The organism is Halobacillus sp., from assembly GCF_049282395.1.
GTDB lineage: Bacteria > Bacillota > Bacilli > Bacillales > Halobacillaceae > Halobacillus.
Map to the genome: position 1 here is coordinate 1 of NZ_JBAPTY010000339.1, position 19445 is coordinate 19445.

A 19445-nucleotide genomic window follows, 5' to 3' on the forward strand; every position below is an offset into this window, starting at 1 on the left:
ACCAGCCCTGCGATTTCTTGTGAACGGACCCCTGCTAATAGGAAAAACGGGAAACCTGAAATCGTCCTAAATGCTTCTATAGCGGCGTTTATCCCCCTGGACAGACTCGGAATTAACGTTGATCATAGGTCATTTTTCCTCATGTGGAGGTATATACGTAGAGGATTTTGAGCGCTCAATAATCGCAAAGGGGCAGAAGGGAACGGTGAAGACTCCTGCGGGATGCACATGATCGGTGAGATCCCGGAAGGCAAGCCTGAGGAAGCTCACCACATTCCCGCGGAAAGCGAGCCGTTCCCTGGAGAACCTTTCTCTACAAAATATCTCGAAACTGAGTCTTACAGATAACAGCCCTATTGCTTAATAAGGCTTTTATCAAGTAACACCAAAGTTTAACAGTGGCAAATATTATAAAAAAGGGCAGCTTACAAAGCCGCCCTTTCAAAAAAATATTATTCCAAGTCTGCGTCTGTTACTGCTCCTTTGGCTGAAGAAGACACTAATTTAGCATATTTCGCTAAGATACCTGTTTTGTATTTAAGTGCAGGTTTTTGCCATTCTTGTTTTCTGCGTTTAAATTCTTCATCAGACACATCAAAGTTAATTTGCTGCACGTCACTATCGATCGTAATCGTGTCTCCTTCCTTCAGAATACCAATAGGTCCTCCAAGGGCTGCTTCCGGAGCTACGTGTCCAATCACGAAACCATGTGATCCCCCTGAGAAACGTCCATCTGTAAGTAAGGCCACTTTACCTCCAAGCCCTTTTCCAACGATCATAGCTGTAATGGATAGCATTTCCGGCATTCCTGGACCGCCTCTAGGACCAACATTACGGATGACGAGCACGTCTCCCTCTTTAATTTCGTCATCTACGATTGCCTGTGTAGCATCTGCTTCACTATCATAAACCCGAGCAGGTCCTTCAAATCGGCTGATCTTTTGACCAGACATTTTTGCGACCGCCCCTTCAGGTGCAAGGTTTCCTTTGAGCACTACGAGCGGTCCGTTTGGCTTAATCGGTTTATCCAGCGGAAGAATCACTTTCTGACCTTCTTTTAATGCTGGAGCTTCTGCGAGGTTTTCAGCCACAGTTTTGCCTGTAACTGTGAGGCAATCTCCATTCAAGAGTCCGTTTTCATGTAGAAGCTTCATAACGGCTGGAACGCCACCACTTTCATAAAGATCCTGCATGACATATTTTCCACTTGGTTTCATATCAGCTATATGAGGAACCTCCTGGCGTACTCTTTCAAAATCATCCAATGACAAATCTACTCCCGCCGAATGAGCCATCGCAAGCAGGTGTAGGAAAGCGTTCGTGGATCCTCCTAAAGCCATTACGACTGTAATCGCGTTTTCGAATGCCTCTTTAGTCATAATATCTCTAGGGTAAATGCCTTTTTCTAATAGATCTACCACTAATTCTCCAGCTTGTTTACACTCTTGCTCTTTATAATCATTCACAGCAGGTGTTGAAGAAGAACCCGGAATACTCATTCCAAGAGCCTCTACGGCTGAAGCCATTGTATTGGCAGTATACATTCCTCCGCATGCACCTGCACCTGGACAAGCATTACACTCTACCTTATGAAGTTCTTCATCATTAATCTGACCTTCATGATACTTACCCACGGCTTCAAAAGAAGATACGATATCAATATCCTCCCCATTCAGCTTACCTGGTTGAATGGTCCCTCCATATACATAGACAGAAGGAATATTCATACGTCCTATGGACATTAAACATCCAGGGGTGGTTTTATCACACCCTCCAATCGCCACAATACCATCGAGACGTTCAGCATTCGTCACGGTTTCAATTGAATCTGCAATTACTTCACGGCTTGGAAGAGAGTAGAACATTCCTTCATGTCCCATAGCAATTCCATCGGAAACCGTAATCGTGTTAAAAATCATTGGAGCTCCGCCATTATCGCGGGCGCCATCCTTGGCTTCGCGAGCCAGCCGATCAATATGTACGTTGCAAGGTGTAACCTCACTCCATGTACTTGCAATTCCAATCATCGGCTTTTTGAAGTCCTCGTCCGTAAAACCTACAGCTCTAAGCATAGAACGGTTAGGGACACGATTAACTCCTTCACTGATGACTTTACTATTAATTCTTAGATCTTTTTTGGATTGATCCATCTCCTGCACCCCTTATCTTTTTGTTTGTCGATTTTTGAAACAACTTATTATGATGATACTAACTAGGATGAGTAAAGGCAATGATTTTTCTGAAAATATAAAACTTTCTTTTAACGTAAAGCGCTTTCTTTTTTGTACTACTCCACATTTGATGAATAATTTGGTAAACCATCATAATCTGCACACATTCTTCAAGAATTCATTACAAATTTCATTCTCAAAGTATGATAAAATAAGGAGCATGTGGTAAATACGGAACGTACATGACTTTGTAAACTTTTTACCCAATTGACATAAACTATGTGTAGATAAGTTTATCCTTTAACCCTTCAATTTATTTAAGGGATTAAAGGCAGGAGAATAGAAAAACAACTTTAAATGGGACTGGTGTTCATGGAAACTAAAGAAAAAATCTATAATAAATTATTAAAGCTTGTTAAAAAAGACAACGTGAAGGTTAATGAGAGGTTAAAAGACCACTTATATACGAAACTTGGAGGCAAAGCTGATTTTTTCATTACTCCGACTACTTTTCAAGAAGTTCAGAACGTAGTCAAGCTATCCAACGAAGATAATATTCCTTTTACTCTGCTTGGGAACGGTTCCAACCTGATTATTAAAGATGGAGGAATTCGTGGAATTGTTATTAATTTAAAACACTTAAACGATATATCCTCTGAAGGCAATACCGTAGTCGCTCAAAGCGGTGCAAGGATCATTGACGCCTCCAGGTACGCCTTAAATCAGAGTCTTTCAGGACTTGAGTTTGCCTGTGGTATACCAGGGACGGTTGGCGGTGCATTGTATATGAATGCAGGAGCTTACGGCGGTGAAATTAAGGATGTCCTGGATTATGCCTATGTAGTAGATAAAGAAGGTAACCTTGTGAAAAGACTGGCTTCCGAATTGAACCTTGATTATCGTACGAGTAACATTCCTGAAAATGGAGATATTGTACTCGAAGCCACCTTCAACTTAAAGCCTGCATCTTATGAAGATATTAAAGCTATTATGGATGATTTAACGTTTAAAAGGGAATCCAAACAGCCTCTTGAATATCCTTCGTGCGGCAGTGTATTCAAGCGTCCGCCCGGATATTTTGCCGGTAAACTAATTCAGGATAGTAAACTCCAAGGAACAAATATTGGCGGAGCTGAGGTTTCAACAAAACACGCCGGATTCATTGTTAATAAAAATAATGCCTCCACTACGGATTACATTTCTTTAATCGAACATGTCCAACGAACTGTGAAGGATAAATTTGGCGTAGATTTAGAGAGAGAAGTACGAATCATTGGTGAAGACACTGATTAACTAAAAAGGATTCAGTCTGTGGACTGAATCCTTTTTAATTATTCCTTTAAAACTCCAGCTCCTCATGATCCCTGAAAAACTTCCCATTTGGTCCGTCCTCTTCTAGTTGAACAAGCCAAAGAAACCCTTCCATTGCCTGCTCTGGTTCTCACTACTTACTTTATGGTAATCCCCAGTCATTGAAAAAAGATTTGCTCATAGTAGAGAACAAAACCCTTTTGATAATCATTCATGAGGAAAGGTTCAAGTTGTCACTCTGGAATAGAGCACTCAGTCAAAGGAAGCAAATTTATCCTCTTCTACTGCAGGCAGCGAATATACCATTTGAACTACCCCAACTTACTCGCTGACACTCCTTGAAGGGCTAGATTCCTAAGAGCACAAATCTAACGGTTTGTTCGGATGATTAGGCTAACCCCGCCGTCGCACCGACGGTTGGAAGAATTCTTAGGACTTCCTTCAGTACATTCAAGCTTACGTTTGTACCCCTGTCGCGACGAGAATAACAATTTGGACAATCCCAGTTTCCAACAGAAAGGGGTAGGCATTTATCTGCGCCTTACCGAGGGTCTTCGATACATCGCTTAAAGAGGGAATTGAATGCGGAATAAGGGTAAAAAAACGGCCCTGCAGACAGGGCCGTTTGAATATCTCTTATGACATCCATTTAGGAGGAGTGTTTTTCTCCCAGTAAATTTCTCCAATAAAGTGGTGTTTGGTAAAGTTGTCTTCGCTTAAGTGATAATGAAAGTTGAACCAGTATCCTTCACCAGGCCGTTTATCACGACGGACGTGGAAGCGGGCCTCTTCTTCATTGGTTCGATGATTGTATAAGTTAAAGATTTTCTCTCCATATCCCGGAGTAAGCTGCTCTGTTATTTCATAATAGGGAGCTTGTTCATCAGCTCTTGTAAGAAGCATCTCCACGACTTCTTCAATTTTAGGAAGAATTTCTTCCGTCATTTCAGCATCTATTTTATCGAGTATTTTAGGTCCCATTTTTGTAATCGTTTGTTCTTTAGCCTGTGCCATAATGATATCAAACGGATCTTCATCCGGCTTTTCTGATTCCTTAGAACTTTCCTCAGTAAGAGGTATTTCCTCAATAGATAGAGGTATCTCTTTTTCATCATTAGCATCTTCTGAAGTCATTTCATTTTCCGCTGACTCAGCAGCAAGTTCTGTAGGAGGTATATATAAACCTAACGTAAGTACGGATATTAATATAACAAATATTTTTCTGCCCCATAATTTCATAAAAAATTAGCTCCTTTATATAGGCTCCTCTTAGATTTTATCATTTCAAACAGGAAAGTCTATATGAAAACGCAAACAATTTCGAATATTTAATGACGATCAGAATAAGTGTTCAGCTATTTGACTTTTATGTACATGGTTTCTCTATCGAGGGGCATCCTTAAAGGTGAAACCTACTATATTATTAACTGGAGGAAAAGTCATGCAATCTCAAAATCAAACGCAATCAAATAAGGCAATGCAGCCTAATATGGCCCCGAATCAGAATCAAAATCATGGCGGTCATGAATTGTTCGACGCTCACGAGGTGATAGCTGGTGTGATCAGCATGCTGGATCAATATCAGATGTATGATCAACACATTCAAGATCAGGAACTAAAAGACATTTTACACCGTCAATCCACTTTCGTTACCCAGATGTACAATACTGTTGTCCAAAGCTTTCAAACTGGGCAGGATCCAAAAATGCCTACCCAGCAATATAAGATGCAACAGAACAACAATGCCGTATATGGTTTGAAACCTGGGCAGCCTAAAAAGCCAAACCAGTCCGTTAATGAGCTTTCTGATCAGGGGTTATCTGCTTATATGCTGGGCCAAACTAAATCGTTAGCTTCTCTACTAACCATGACGGCACTCGAAATGACAAACCCTGTTCTTCGTCGTGTCATTTCTGACAGTGTCCCTAACTTCATTGAGATGAGTTATGAAATATTCCTTTATCAAAATAAAAATGGATACTACCAAGTCCCTCAGTTAAACCAGCAGGATATGAACCAAATGCTTCAAAGCTATCAGCCTGCTCCATCACAAACTCATTAATAACAGCAAGAAAGCTGGAGCCCGATTTCTTACACTCCAGCTTTTTTTCATCTCCTCTAGACAAACACACTTCTTCTCTTCCTTAAATATGCTACTTGTAACCTACTTTTAAGGAGGGCCTGCAAGTGAAATTATTAACGAAAACCTGGATAGAGGAACATGGACCCCATTTAACCACGTGGAAACAAAGCGCCTTTAAAGATTTTTCTAACATGATGAATGAAAAAGAACACCTCTATCCTTGTGTCCCAGGTAAACAGGGGTTTAACTCTGACTCCCTCCGCTTTGGTTTTGCAGATAGTCCAGACTCACCTCATGCTTGTAATCAAGCAGCTGAATATTTAAGACAATACAGTGAAGTTTCTAGAGACACTGGAAAATATGCATCCCTTGTTCTATTCTTCAACACAGAAAAACAGGAAGGGGATATAGAATACTACCAGTCTCTCTTTTGGAAGATCTTAAATAATATTCATGCTCATGACGAAAAGTCCTGGCCTGAATATATACCTTTAGATCCTGCTAAAAGCGCTTGGGAGTTCTGTTTTCATGGAGAACCATACTTTGTCTTTTGTGCTACTCCAGCACATCTAAATAGAAGAAGCCGTTTTTTTCCTTATTTACTTCTTGCCTTTCAGCCCCGCTTTGTATTTGATGAGATCAATAGTGAGAGCTCTCAAGGCCGAAAGTTAAAGAATATTATTCGCACGCGCCTGAAAAACTATGATCATTCCCCCGTCCATCCTGATTTAAGATGGTATGGAGAGAAAGATAATCTTGAATGGAAGCAATATTTTTTAAAGGATGACAATACTTCTCTCCCAAAATGTCCTTTCAGCGGGAGTAAGCAATCTCCCTCCACCGGGGAATGATAATTCAACAGGAGGGAAAAGTATAAAGAGATATATAAAGGAGTCACCGATCATGAAGCTGCCTATACACTGTTGGAATGAATATGATGAATTAAAGACGGTAGTAGTCTGTTCACCACCTGTCTTAGAGATCCCTGATCAACAAACGGCTGAAAACGTTCAATGGCTTAAACCTTTTGATCCAGCGAAAATAGTTCATCAATTTGAAACGCTGGTTCAATCGATGAAACAAGAAGGCGTCCAGGTTATCGATTATTCTGAATACTTATCACCGGAAGACCGATACTTTAATCAACAGCTAATCAGCCGAATCTTTGTCCGGGATTTAGCTTGCGCATTTGGTCGTACACTTCTTCCCGGCAAAGCCGGTACATCTATGAGAAAACCTGAATATGCCCATAGCCATAGTGTATTCCAAAAGTGGTGGGATGAACGTACATTTCCACTGCAAGCAAACAATAAGTGGAATTCTTTAGAATATGGAGATGTCATTGTATTAAGTGAGGATGCTGTTTTAATTAATGCCGGACTCCGGACCAGTATGGAATCTATGGATGATATACAACATCAAATCAGAAGAGCAGGTTTTTCAGAGGTTGGCGTTATCGATTTGCCACGCAGGTCCGATACACTCCACTTAGATATGAATTGTAATGTAGCAGGTGAAAGACTGCTTCTAACTAAGAATTATCTACGCTATTTTCCTATTGAAGTTCTGGACGGCGAAAGCCGTTACTGTATGTTTCATGAATTCATTGTACGTCATGGATTTACAATAATCTGGACAGATAAAGTCAAAAATACTGTTCCTGACATTAATTTTCTTACTCTTAATCCTGAGACTATACTTGTAAGCAAAAAATTGAACAAAAAGATTATTCATCAAGTTCCTGAACTGCGCAAAAAAAATCTAATTGAAATAGAGATCTCCGAATTAGAAAAAGGTGGGGGAGGAATCCGCTGCATGACTCTTCCGTTGGAGAGAAGGTAAATGGACAAGCCCATAATTTTTCTCTATTAAACCTTCAAGCCAGACAGGGAATACTTACCTGTCTGGCTTGACTGCCTCTATTTAAATTCTTTATTTAGTGAAGCAAAGATCTCTTCCACACTTTTTCCTACACTTGATTCCACAGCAGCAAGATAAGCTCCTTCCAAAATCGGGGCAGAAGCAAGGTGAACGTTCTCAAATCCAAGTGTCTCAATCGCCATCTCGGCATTCATTTGAGCACTTCCAATATCATAAAAAACAATGGTTCCTTTTTCATTGTGTATGTTTTGAATAGCCGTTTGTATCCGCTCGAAGTTGGTACCAATTTCTCCACCTTCCAAGCCCCCGGCTGCTTCCACAGGGATCTCCCCCACTACCTGCTGTAATATTTCACAAATTCCCGCAGCAGCTTTTTCACTGTGGGAAACCAGTACAATTCCAACATGTGCCATGGCTTTATTCGTCTCCTTTTATACAGTCTGCAAGGGCTTCAAATACATAGTATGAGGACCTGGCTCCTGGATCTAAATGACCCTTTGACCGTTCTTTTAAATAAGCGGCCCGTCCTTTTGTTGCCACAAGATCTTTAGTTGATTCCATGGAGGATTGTGCAGTATCAAGGATAAGCTGACGATCAAAATCCTGGACTTCACTCATTTTATCTGCCAAAGGTTCCCAAACATCGAGCATTGTTTTTTCTCCCGCTTCTGCTTTTCCACGCTGCTTAATTCCGGCTACGGCCTCCTTCAGCGCTGAAGAGAATGTTTGAAAATCAACATTTTCTACACCTTTTACTGCAGTCGACATTTTTAAAAAAACGGTGCCATATAAAGGCCCGGAAGCTCCACCTACTTTAGACATCAGTGTGGTGGCGACGTCTTTCCAGACTCCTGACACATCTGAATACTCCTCTTCAGATATTTTATTTACTGCTTCTTGAAAGCCACGGGACATGTTAATCCCATGGTCTCCATCACCAATAGCCTGATCCAGTGAGGTTAGTTCATCTTTATTGTCCTGAATTTTTTTGTTAATCCCGTGAATCCAGTCTAGAGCATGGCTGACTTCCAACTTCATGTGAATACCTCCCTTTTACACTTTAAATGCTGGTGCCTTGGACGGTTCATTTAGCAGTTCTTTTAATTCTTGGTCTACTTTTAATAAGGTGACCGAACAGCCTGCCATCTCAAGCGAGGTCATGTAATTCCCCACGTAGGTCTTATAAACGTTTATTCCTTTATCGTGCAGATGATCCTGTACTTTTCGATTAACGATATAAAGTTCCATTTCGGGAGACGCTCCCAGTCCATTAATCATAACCGCTACCTCATCTGAACCGGTAAGACCTAAATCCTCAAGTACTAAGTCCGTCAATTCTACCGCAATGTCATTTGCTGAGCTAACCGCTTTTCTTTCAGTACCTGGCTCGCCATGAATACCGACTCCAATTTCCAATTCATCTTCATTAAGCTCAAAATTCGGCTTACCTGAGGCCGGCATTACAGGCGGTTTAAGAGCCACACCCATAGAACGCACATTAGCTACCGCCTTGTCAGCCGTGGCTTTTATTTCTTCCAGTGAAGCCCCTGTCTCAGCTTTAGCCCCAACTATTTTATGAACAAATACGGTCCCGGCAATTCCGCGGCGCCCGGAGGTAAATGAGCTGTCTTCTACTGCCACATCATCATTAACGACCACTTTCTCCACTTCGATGCCTTCTGCTTCAGCAAGCTCTGCCGCCATCTCAAAATTCATAACATCACCTGTATAGTTCTTAATGACAAGAAAAACTCCGGCACCGCCGTCGATTGCTTTTATCCCTTCCAATACCTGATCCGGGGTCGGTGAGGTAAACACTTCTCCCGCTACAGCTGCATCCAGCATTCCCTGACCAATGTAACCCGCATGAGCTGGTTCGTGACCGCTTCCTCCACCGCTTACAATACCTACTTTATCTTTTACGGGAGCATCTTTCCTAACTAAAACTGTCGTATTCTGCACTCGTCTTACATCATTCGGATAGGCAGCTACAATTCCATCCAGCATTTCTGTTACGACCTGATTCGAGTCATTGATTATTTTTTTCATCATGCTCTTCCTCCCTGGATTGAACTATCGTATAAATCACATCATGGACAGGTCCTTCTACATAGAAAGACCTGTCCCGATGACTACTTGTACTCTCTTGTTGCGGCTACCGCTTTTTTCCACCCGTTATAAAGCTCGTCTTGTTTATCTTGTTCCATGTCTCCCGTAAATGTTCGTTCATTTTTCCATTGTTTTTGAATACCTTCTTTATTTTCCCAATAACCCACAGCCAGTCCTGCGAGATAAGCCGCTCCAAGGGCTGTCGTTTCCTGAACCTCAGGCCGCTCCACAGGAACTCCAAGGATGTCACTCTGAAACTGCATTAAGAAATCATTTTTCACAGCCCCACCGTCAACTCGCAATGTTTTCAAGTTAATTCCAGAATCCGCGATCATCGCATCCAGTACATCCTTCGTCTGGTAAGCAAGTGACTCTAAAGTCGCACGGACAAAATGGGCCTTAGAAGTTCCGCGTGTTAATCCAAATACAGCTCCACGTGCATCACTATCCCAATAAGGTGTACCAAGTCCAACGAATGCAGGTACAAGATAAACTCCGTCAGTAGAGTCGACAGAAACGGCCAGATCTTCTGTTTGAGGAGCACTTTCGATCAATTTCAACCCGTCCCTCAGCCATTGAATCGCAGAACCAGCTACAAAGATACTCCCTTCCAGTGCATATTCAACTTTGCCATCGATTCCCCAGGCCAGAGTCGTCAGAAGTCCATGCTCTGATTTCACTCCTTCTTCGCCTGTGTTCATCAGCATAAAGCATCCTGTCCCGTACGTATTCTTAGCCATCCCTTTTTCAAAGCAGGCTTGTCCGAAGAGAGCCGCTTGCTGGTCGCCTGCAATTCCTGCAATCGGAACTTGATGACCAAAGAAATGATAATCGACCGTTTTTGCATAAACTTCTGAGGAAGGTTTCACTTCCGGCAGCATGCTCTTTGGAACGCCTAAAATATCCAGAAGCTCTTCGTCCCACTTCAAGTCATATATATTAAACATGAGCGTACGGGAAGCATTAGAGTAATCTGTTATATGCGTTTGTCCACCCGATAGTTTGTAGACAAGCCACGTATCGATTGTGCCGAACATTAAGTCCCCATTCTCAGCTTTTTCACGTGCTCCATCCACATGATCCAGTATCCATTTAACTTTGGTACCTGAGAAATAAGGGTCTAATAAAAGCCCGGTCTTATCTCTGAAAAGATCATTATGACCCTGAGCCCTTAACTCTTTACAAATATCCTCTGTTTGTCTAGACTGCCATACAATCGCTTTATAAACTGGTTTTCCCGTGTGTTTATCCCAGACCACTGCAGTTTCACGCTGGTTGGTTATACCTATTCCAGCAATTTGGTCGGGCCCCACGTCTGACTTTCTTAATACATCTGCCATACATGCAAGAACGGAAGTCCATATTTCATTCGCATCATGTTCAACCCAGCCCGGTTTAGGAAAAAACTGCTCAAATTCCTTTTGTGCAGTTTCCACGATTGTTCCAGCTTCATTGAATAAAATAGCCCGTGAACTTGTCGTCCCCTGGTCAATTGATAAAATATACTTGTTTGTCATCATGTTCTCCCCTTCAACTTTAGCTTATTTTTTCTTCTACTTGCTCAGCAACTGTATGCTCCTTTTTCAATTCAGAGAATGCTGCACCAACTAAGATGATAGCTACAAAAACGCTAAGTACCCAAAACAAGGCTGTAAACTCTTCTAAGAACATGGCGCGATAAAATACTGCTCCGTAAATTCCACCTAAAATAGGACCAACTACCGGTATCCAAGCGTAACCCCAATCGGAGCTGCCTTTTTTAGGGATAGGCAGAAGAGCATGAGCAATTCTCGGACCAAGATCTCGAGCAGGATTAATGGCATATCCTGTCGCACCTCCCAGGGACATTCCTATTGCTACAATTAGTAATCCTACAATTAAAGGATTTAGTCCTTCTGTGAATTCGTTCGCACCGATAAACATAAGTCCCATCAACAGAACGAAGGTACCAATCATCTCACTTACTAAATTGGAAAATGGACTGCGCACAGCAGGATCGGTTGAGAAAACAGCAAGCTTTGCTCCCTGATCTTCCGTGTCTCTCCAGTGAGGAAGGTAGTTCAAAAATACAATAACTGCACCAATAAAAGCACCGATCATTTGAGCTGTAATATATACCGGCACTTTACTCCATGGGAATTCTCCTACAGCAGCAAACCCTAGAGTTACTGCCGGGTTAATGTGGGCTCCTGTAAAACTGCCGACAGCGTAAACTCCCATCGCTACAGCAAGTCCCCATCCAATGGTTATAACGACCCACCCTGCCCCTTCAGCCTTAGAATTTTTCAGTACCACACCACCGACCACACCACCGCCAAAAATAATCAGAATCATGGTGCCAATTAGTTCCGCCAGAAATTCCGACATGTTACTTCACTCTCCTTCTTCATTTAAGATGACAAGGTAACGGGTGTTCTAAAAAAAAGACTCACACTGAAAGACGTACGTATCCCAAAGGATGTACTAGTTCAGTGTGAGTCTCCATGTCTCCGTCACAACGTTAACTTGTTAGTTATAAACTTACTTGATTGTGAAAGCGTTGTCAATATTTTTCTTAATTTTCACTATTTTAATGCTTTTTGTCGTGTAGAATAATTAAATTTATTCTCCTGGAAAATAGTATAGAAGGAAACCTTTCTCCCCAACTTAGTTAAGAGGTATAGGGTAGAATTATTATGTATAAAAAATGCTTGAGTTTATCTAACAAACTCAAGCATTTAAAAAAATTTTAAGAAATAAAAAAACCACCAATTATGTATTGGTGGAGACGGTGGGAGTCGAACCCACGTCCGGAGATATCGGCACTCGGGCTTCTACAAGCGTAGTTGATATATTATAATTCGCTTCCTCTTCAGCCTATCAACAGGCTTCCGAGGAGCTAGCCTGATTAGTCTCTTCGTTTTTCCTCAGGCGGAGGAAAAACGCGTAGCCCGTTTCAGTTTGAGACCCTTCATCTGCCACACGGGCAATGCCAGGAAGGATCAGCTATAGACTGCTTATGCAGCTACAGCTAGGTTATCGTTAGATTCGCCAGTTATATTTAGGCAAATGACGTTTAACGAGACGTCGCCTCGACTCGCAACCCGAGCTCGACCTATCCCCGTCGAATCCGTAACGTCCCCGTTAGGATTAAAGGATAGAGCATCAAGCTCTAAAATGATCATCGCGTTTAGCGACAATTATTATTATAGCATAATTATAGCATTTTTCAAGGGTAGTGTCTATTTCAGACTATCCTTAATCGCACGATCAATTTCACGTTTTTGCTGCTTACGCTTCAAATCCTCACGTTTGTCATATTTTTTCTTACCTCTCCCTAAACCAATCAATACTTTCGCTACTCCATTCTTTATATACATTTTCAGAGGAACTAGAGAGTACCCTTTCTGCTGGGTTTGACCAATTAATTGATTAATTTGTTTTCGATGCAGCAGTAACTTTCTCATACGTGTTGGATCGTGATTGTAGATATTTCCCTGCTCATAAGGTGATATATGAAGATTATGCAAGAATACTTCACCATTGTTAATACGGGCAAAGCTGTCTTTTAAATTCACACGTCCATTACGTATGGACTTGATTTCCGTTCCTTGCAGAACGATCCCGGCCTCGAAGGTTTCTTCAATTGTAAAATCATGACGTGCCTTTTTATTTTGTGCAATTGTCTTACCATTTCCTCGTGGCATAGCGTTTTCCTCCTCTTGTGCGCAGCATCTATTGTACCAAATAACCCTGGTGTTTCCAATTCAAACACCATTCTAGATAGAAGCAAAATTAATGGACTTTTTAATATAAAAATGAGAATATAATTCTGGAAAATGATCAATAAAGGAGTCTCCTGAATGGAACAAGTTATGAATGTCCTGCCTTTAACACATAAAGACCGACCGGCACTTGAAGCTATGGATACTGGAATTAAAGATGATTATGTCATACGAATTTTTGAAAGGCTAATTGAATCTGATAGTCATGAGATTTTCGGTCTTTTTAGAGAAGGAAAAATGTTAGCAGTAGGCGGCTATAGCTTATTTGGCAACGGTAAATTTGCTATGTTGGGCCGTTTACGAAGTGACCGGCGGATGCTGATGAAGGGAAATGCTACCGAACTCCTGCAGCCAATTGTAGACCAGCTTTTCCGAGATCCTCAGGTATCCTGGGTAGGAGCAAATACTCATCTCCATAACCTTGCCGCCAGAAGAGTCCTGCAGAAATTATCGCTTGAAGAAGGTCCTGTACTCCATTTCTTGACCCTGAAATCTCCGGAGCTATTAACCGATCATAAGCCGGGCCCTGTTTGGGAGGAAATAACCAGCCTTCAGCATAAAAAGGAGCTACTCCATTTAATAAACGACCCTGCTTTTTTCCCTTTTGAATGCTACTATCCTCTACCTTTTGATCACGCCTTGTTTACTGATCAATATCTTGAAGAATCATCTTTTTACCAAAAGTCTGATGCTTCTCGATTCGTAATCGTTAAAAATGACACGAAAAAATTTGATTATTCCCATGTGAAATATTTTTGGGACGATCACTATAACCAGTCTGGTTTCTTTGAAACGATTCTTCACCACTGGAAGCAGCACCCTAATAACGTAGGCTGCTGGATTGATTTCTCAGCGGAAGGCTTTAAAAGAATTCCGGATTTGTCTCCTTACGACGTTCAGGAACCATGGATGTTATACGGCAAATGGAAATAGGATTCCACTACGCCTAAAAAAACGCGCGAAGCAACTCGCGCGTTTTTTATGTTACTTCTTTTTTTTACTGCCTTTTTTCGGCACACCTTTATTTCTATAAAAAGGTTTATTGCCCTTTTGCTTATTCTTTTTCTTTTCTTTTTTCTTATCCGGCCCTTTAGAATTAATCTGCTTAGGTTGAGCGGGACGTTTACGTTCTTTTTTAGGCTTCATTCCATCAATTTCAAAATCAACGACACGCTCATCAAGATTTACATTCGTTACTCGAATAGTTACTTCATCCCCGATTCGAAATACATTGCCAGTACGTTCGCCAATCATAGCAAATTGTTTCTCATGGAAATGATAGTAGTCATCGGTTAATGAGCTCACATGAACGAGACCCTCAACGGTATTAGGCAGTTCTACAAACATACCAAAACTGGTTACGGAGCTGATTACACCTTCAAACTCTTCCCCAACTTTATCCTGCATGAATTCTGCTTTCTTCAAATCATCCGTTTCACGTTCAGCATCAACGGCTGCTCGTTCCATCTCGGAAGAATGTCTGGCAATTTCAGGCATTTGATCCTTCCAGTGTTTCCGAGTTTTATAATCCAGTTTATCTTCCACCAGATACGTGCGAATGAGACGGTGAACAATTAAATCGGGATAACGGCGTATCGGCGAAGTGAAATGTGTATAGTAATCTGTAGCTAAACCAAAATGGCCCAGGCTTTGAGGATCATATTTAGCCTGCTGCATCGAACGCAGCATTAGTTTTGAAATAATCATGTCCTCCTGTGTGCCTTTCACTTCTTCTAAGACTTTTTGAAGAGCCTGCGGATGGACATTATCTGCTGTGCCTTTTACTGCATACCCAAGATTAGCTACAAACTCAAAGAAGTTCTGAAGCTTGCCTTCATCTGGATCCTGGTGAATCCTATGGATGAATGGAACATCCATCCAGTGGAAGTGCTCTGCAATGGTTTCGTTGGCGGCAAGCATGAATTCTTCTATTAAACGCTCCGCAACTGACCGTTCCCTAAGTTTAACATCAACGGCTTTACCTTCTTCGTCTACTATGACTCCGGCTTCTTTAAAGTCAAAGTCAATAGCCCCACGGTCCATACGTTTGCCGCGAAGGGTTTTAGCCAGCGCAGCCATATCACGGAACATAGGTACTAAGTTTTCATACTTCTTAATTAGCTGTTCATCTTCGTCCTCAAGAATTTTATTCACGTCTCTATAGGTCATTCTTTCATTGGTTTTAATTACACTTTGAAAGATTTCGTGTGCTACTACATCGCCACTTTTGTTAATTTCCATTTCACAGGATAAGGTCAAGCGATCAACTTGCGGGTTCAGTGAACAAATCCCGTTAGACAGACGGTGCGGGATCATAGGGATTACGCGGTCTACTAAATAAACACTTGTAGCACGCTCACGAGCTTCTTTATCGATCGGAGAACCTTCTCCCACATAATACGTGACGTCCGCAATGTGAACTCCGAGTTTAAAGTTCCCATTATCAAGCTTCTTAACTGTCACAGCATCGTCCAAGTCTTTAGCGTCTGCACCATCGATCGTTACAATTGTTTCATCCCGAAGGTCGCGTCGATTCTTAATTTCCTCTTCACTTATCTGATCTGGTGTTTCTCCAGCCTGCTTAAGAACTTCATCCGGAAAATCTACTTTAATCCCATGCTTATGAATTATGGAGATAATATCAATTCCTGGATCATTTTTATGCCCAAGTATTTCTACGATTTCCCCTTCAGCACTCATGCGCTCTTCGGGGAATTTGGTTATATTCACAATAACTTTATGACCATCGGCGGCCCCGTTTGTCTGCCCTTTAGGAATAAATATATCATTAGGAATTCTTTTATCATCAGCTATAACAAAACCGAAATTACGGCTTGATTCATACGTACCTACTACTCGGGTCGTTGCCCGTTCTAATATTCTTATCACAGTACCTTCTGGACGATTTCCTTGTTCATCCCTTTTTTCAATTCGAACCATTACTTTGTCATTGTTCATAGCCGAATGAAGATCAGAATGATGAAGATAGACATCATCTTTGTCTTCTTCATCTGGGATGAGAAAAGCAAATCCCTTCGCATGCATCTGGATGCGGCCGCGAATAAGGTTCATTTTTTCAGGTAGTCCGAACCTGTTCTTTCTGGTTCTTACGAGTTCCCCTTCTTCTTCCAATTCATTCAATGCTTTCATAAGATCTTTAAATTCATTGCCGTCCTCTAAATCCATTGTATCTTCTAATTCTTGTACAGATAATGGCTTAGATGCAGTTTCTTTAAAAAATGCTAATATTTGTTGTTTTAAATCTGTGCTCAATTGTCTAACCTCCTCTAATAGTAAAGGTCAAAACTCTGATATTAGGACCAGTCCAATGATTCAAGAAATTCGAGGATATCCTCATGCAGCTGTTCCTTTTCTTTACCCATTGTAATGACATGACCAGAGTTTTTGTACCATTTAATGTCTTTATGGTTGGATTCCACTTGTTCATAAATATAGTTTGCGCTGTCTTTGTTAATCATTTCATCTTTTTCTGCTTGTACTACAAACGTTGGTGTGTAAATCTGATCCACTTCATCATGAACTTCGTTGATAAATCCGCCTAATTGCTTAAACATTTCTTCTGAATCGTTTAATAATTCATCTACTTCTTCATTAATTGTTTCCTGGTCTTTGCCCTCAAGCTGCTTGTACTGCCGGGCTTTCGCTTCAAAGCCCTGGGTCAACTGCTTTTCGTTATCAAAAAACATAGGCGAGCACATGGTAACTAAACCTTTTATCGGCTCCGAATAAGCAAGCTTCAACCCCAGCACTCCTCCAAGAGACAGACCAGCCACGGCTATTTTTTGATAACCAAGATCTCGCAGATGGTCTAAGGAAGCTTTTACATCCGTCCACCAATCTTCTGGTCTTGCATCAATTAAAGCTTCCAATTCTTTACCATGACCTCGGTATATCGGACCGTGACTCGTGTATCCGTGCTTTTGTAAAAATCTTCCGAGCATACGGACATCAGCGGAATGTCCGGTAAAACCATGTAATAATAATACCGCGCGCTCTCCTTCTTCAAACGTAAAAGGTTGTGGCTGTTTAATTTTCATGTCATTCTCTCCTTACTTCATCTATTTCCTTATTTCCAATTTTCATTCTTATAATACTGTGTTCAGCTTACCAAAATTAGCTCCCGGGTTCTTTTTTTGAGCTTATATGACAAATTATACTCTTCGTGTAAATACTTATCGATCATAATAAAAAACCGCGCTAAGAGATCAGCGCGGTTCTACTTTCGCATTCTTTAACCCAAAATATAGGCTGACAAGAAAGCCAGGACAAAAAATAAGACACCTGTTACGACTGTAGCTTTATGCAATACAGCATCAATTCCCCTAGCCTTTTGCTTACCGAACAATTGCTCCGCTCCACCAGATATAGCTCCTGATAGTCCGGCACTTTTCCCTGATTGCAACAGAACTAGAACAATTAAAGCTATTGTATCAATAGTCAATAAAGTTATCGCGAGTGTTTCCATGTTGTGCCAACACCTCCTATGAACGTACAAATCACTAGATTAAATGTAGCATAAAACCATTATAGCATCAAGAAAATTTAACCCCTCGACCTGCCTCTTCTAGAGTTGATTGTCCATGTCTTTACAGGATAGATCATTTAAAGCGTGGAAGGATAAGTTGAAGGGTTATTGAAGAAATTGATTGTTTTTGATAATTTTTGATCGTTTTTGCTTGATTTATGTAAGGGTTTTCTTTATTATAGGTATTGAGATAAAGAAAGGAGAGATGCCTATGCTGACTCCCGAACGACATCAGATCATTTTAGAAACCGTCAAAAAATATCATACGGCGAAAATTAAAGATCTAGTGCAATCAACAGGAGCATCCGAATCCACGATTCGACGTGACTTAGACCAATTGGAGCAGGAAGGTCTACTTCGCAGGGTCCATGGGGGAGCATCTCTAAGAGCTTCAGCAAGCGACGAGCCAAGCATGGGGGAAAAAATCACAAAGTACCATAAAGAAAAAAATGCTATTGCCAGCTATGCTGCTTCACTCGTCAGAGACGGTGATTGCATTTTTCTCGATGCAGGCTCCACAACCTACGAAATGATTTCTTATTTATATGGTAAGGACATTACAGTAGTCACAAATGGGCTCGATCAACTCGATAAACTCACTGAGTATCAAATTAAAACTTATGTAGTTGGCGGTTATGTAAAGCATCGGACAAGAGCCGTCATTGGCACAGTGGCCATGCAGAACCTTCAACAATACCGATTTGATCAGTGCTTTATGGGGACCAACGGTATCTCCTTAAGGGAAGGTTTTTCTACACCAGATCCTGAAGAAGCTGCCATTAAAAGCACAGCTTTATCTTTATCTCAAGAACGCTATGTTTTAGCTGACCATTCCAAGTTTGAAGAAATATCCTTCGGAAAATTTGCAAATCTCGATGATGCTTACATTTTGACAAATTATGAAGGACTGTACTTAAACGATTACAAAGAAAAAACTAATATAAAGGTTGTGACCGCATGATTTACACGTGCACACTGAATCCGTCCATTGATTATGTAATGAATGTGGACGAATTCAAGCCTGGAGACCTGAACCGTGCAAGCCAGACGTTCTACTATCCTGGCGGAAAAGGTATTAACGTTTCCCGGGTAATGGCAAGACTAGGGGTTAAAACAATTGCCCTTGGTTTTACAGGCGGGTTTACAGGTGAATTTGTTAAAGACTTTTTGAATAACGAGGAAATTAATCATCAATTTATCGATACCGAGCAAAATACAAGAGTGAATGTAAAGTTAAAAAGCCAGCAAGAATCGGAGATTAATGGGCCAGGCCCCATACTTTCCTCTAAGCATCAGGAAGAACTTATGGAGCAGGTTCGAACTTTGACTAATGAGGACACACTGATACTTGCGGGGAGCGTGCCATCTTCTTTACCAGAAGATTTTTATATAACCATTGCAGACGTATGCAGCAAGAATGGTACTAAATTAGCCGTCGATACTTCTGGAAAAGCATTAAAGCAGCTCATCGGCCGCCCTATCTATTTGCTTAAACCGAACCACCATGAGTTGGGTGAACTATTTAATGTAAGCATTGATTCTATGGAAAAGGCTGCGCATTATGGGAAAAAGCTTGCAGA

Annotated in this window: 18 protein-coding genes and 1 other RNA gene; 7 read left to right on the forward strand and 12 right to left on the reverse strand. The window is 41.2% G+C overall.

Going from position 1 to position 19445, the window contains the following annotated elements:
* Positions 1–452: 452 nt before the first annotated feature.
* The gene (gene ilvD, locus WAM07_RS14445) at positions 453–2150 is read right to left on the reverse strand and encodes a dihydroxy-acid dehydratase (RefSeq protein WP_422167942.1); all 1698 of its coding nucleotides are present in this window, start codon (positions 2148–2150) and stop codon (positions 453–455) included.
* A 393-nt stretch (positions 2151–2543) separates the two neighbouring features.
* Between ilvD and murB the strand changes: the two genes are divergently transcribed.
* A complete protein-coding gene (gene murB / locus WAM07_RS14450) occupies positions 2544–3464 on the forward strand; it encodes a UDP-N-acetylmuramate dehydrogenase (RefSeq protein WP_422167944.1) in 921 nt (306 codons plus the stop codon).
* Between the two features lie 654 nt (positions 3465–4118).
* On the opposite strand, the gene WAM07_RS14455 is transcribed toward murB, so the two are convergent.
* Positions 4119–4721, reverse strand: a complete 603-nt coding sequence (locus WAM07_RS14455) for a YpjP family protein (RefSeq protein WP_422167946.1) — start codon at positions 4719–4721, stop codon at positions 4119–4121.
* A gap of 202 nt (positions 4722–4923) precedes the next feature.
* Between WAM07_RS14455 and WAM07_RS14460 the strand changes: the two genes are divergently transcribed.
* The 3 genes from WAM07_RS14460 to WAM07_RS14470 all read left to right on the forward strand — a co-directional run bounded on the left by WAM07_RS14460 (position 4924) and on the right by WAM07_RS14470 (position 7407).
* Positions 4924–5544: a spore coat protein gene (locus tag WAM07_RS14460; protein ID WP_422167948.1), complete on the forward strand. Its 621-nt coding sequence runs from the start codon at positions 4924–4926 to the stop codon at positions 5542–5544.
* A gap of 125 nt (positions 5545–5669) precedes the next feature.
* Entirely contained in the window at positions 5670–6416 is a 747-nt protein-coding gene (locus WAM07_RS14465; RefSeq protein ID WP_422167950.1) for a YqcI/YcgG family protein, read from the forward strand.
* A 52-nt stretch (positions 6417–6468) separates the two neighbouring features.
* Positions 6469–7407 carry an arginine deiminase family protein gene (locus tag WAM07_RS14470; RefSeq protein WP_422167952.1) on the forward strand — a complete coding sequence of 313 codons (939 nt, stop codon included), beginning with the start codon at positions 6469–6471 and terminating at the stop codon, positions 7405–7407.
* Between the two features lie 77 nt (positions 7408–7484).
* Here WAM07_RS14470 and dhaM read toward each other — a convergent pair whose 3' ends face one another.
* The 7 genes from dhaM to smpB form a co-directional block, all read right to left on the reverse strand.
* Entirely contained in the window at positions 7485–7859 is a 375-nt protein-coding gene (gene dhaM / locus WAM07_RS14475; RefSeq protein WP_422167954.1) for a dihydroxyacetone kinase phosphoryl donor subunit DhaM, read from the reverse strand.
* 4 nt (positions 7860–7863) lie between these two features.
* Complete coding sequence (dhaL, locus tag WAM07_RS14480) at positions 7864–8484, reverse strand: dihydroxyacetone kinase subunit DhaL (RefSeq protein WP_422167955.1); 621 nt, start codon at positions 8482–8484, stop codon at positions 7864–7866.
* 15 nt (positions 8485–8499) lie between these two features.
* Positions 8500–9495: a dihydroxyacetone kinase subunit DhaK gene (gene dhaK / locus WAM07_RS14485; RefSeq protein WP_422167974.1), complete on the reverse strand. Its 996-nt coding sequence runs from the start codon at positions 9493–9495 to the stop codon at positions 8500–8502.
* A gap of 83 nt (positions 9496–9578) precedes the next feature.
* Positions 9579–11072 carry a glycerol kinase GlpK gene (gene glpK / locus WAM07_RS14490; RefSeq protein WP_422167957.1) on the reverse strand — a complete coding sequence of 498 codons (1494 nt, stop codon included), beginning with the start codon at positions 11070–11072 and terminating at the stop codon, positions 9579–9581.
* Positions 11073–11091: 19 nt separating this feature from the next.
* The gene (locus WAM07_RS14495; protein ID WP_422167958.1) at positions 11092–11922 is read right to left on the reverse strand and encodes an MIP/aquaporin family protein; all 831 of its coding nucleotides are present in this window, start codon (positions 11920–11922) and stop codon (positions 11092–11094) included.
* A gap of 392 nt (positions 11923–12314) precedes the next feature.
* Positions 12315–12677: a transfer-messenger RNA gene (gene ssrA / locus WAM07_RS14500) on the reverse strand.
* A gap of 99 nt (positions 12678–12776) precedes the next feature.
* The gene (gene smpB, locus WAM07_RS14505) at positions 12777–13241 is read right to left on the reverse strand and encodes an SsrA-binding protein SmpB (protein WP_422167960.1); all 465 of its coding nucleotides are present in this window, start codon (positions 13239–13241) and stop codon (positions 12777–12779) included.
* 156 nt (positions 13242–13397) lie between these two features.
* Here smpB and WAM07_RS14510 point away from each other — a divergent pair, with 156 nt between their 5' ends.
* Positions 13398–14252 carry a GNAT family N-acetyltransferase gene (locus WAM07_RS14510; RefSeq protein WP_422167962.1) on the forward strand — a complete coding sequence of 285 codons (855 nt, stop codon included), beginning with the start codon at positions 13398–13400 and terminating at the stop codon, positions 14250–14252.
* A 51-nt stretch (positions 14253–14303) separates the two neighbouring features.
* On the opposite strand, the gene rnr is transcribed toward WAM07_RS14510, so the two are convergent.
* From rnr to secG, 3 genes are all read right to left on the reverse strand, one after another.
* Positions 14304–16592, reverse strand: coding sequence for a ribonuclease R (gene rnr / locus WAM07_RS14515; RefSeq protein WP_422167964.1), 2289 nt, complete (start codon positions 16590–16592; stop codon positions 14304–14306).
* Between the two features lie 41 nt (positions 16593–16633).
* Entirely contained in the window at positions 16634–17377 is a 744-nt protein-coding gene (locus WAM07_RS14520) for an alpha/beta hydrolase (protein WP_422167966.1), read from the reverse strand.
* A 194-nt stretch (positions 17378–17571) separates the two neighbouring features.
* Complete coding sequence (gene secG / locus WAM07_RS14525; protein ID WP_422167968.1) at positions 17572–17805, reverse strand: preprotein translocase subunit SecG; 234 nt, start codon at positions 17803–17805, stop codon at positions 17572–17574.
* A 271-nt stretch (positions 17806–18076) separates the two neighbouring features.
* Between secG and WAM07_RS14530 the strand changes: the two genes are divergently transcribed.
* Positions 18077–18826 carry a DeoR/GlpR family DNA-binding transcription regulator gene (locus tag WAM07_RS14530; protein WP_422167970.1) on the forward strand — a complete coding sequence of 250 codons (750 nt, stop codon included), beginning with the start codon at positions 18077–18079 and terminating at the stop codon, positions 18824–18826.
* A partial coding sequence (locus WAM07_RS14535) for a 1-phosphofructokinase family hexose kinase (protein ID WP_422167972.1) occupies positions 18823–19445 on the forward strand: 623 nt, incomplete at its 3' end. The genes WAM07_RS14530 and WAM07_RS14535, both read left to right, overlap by 4 nt.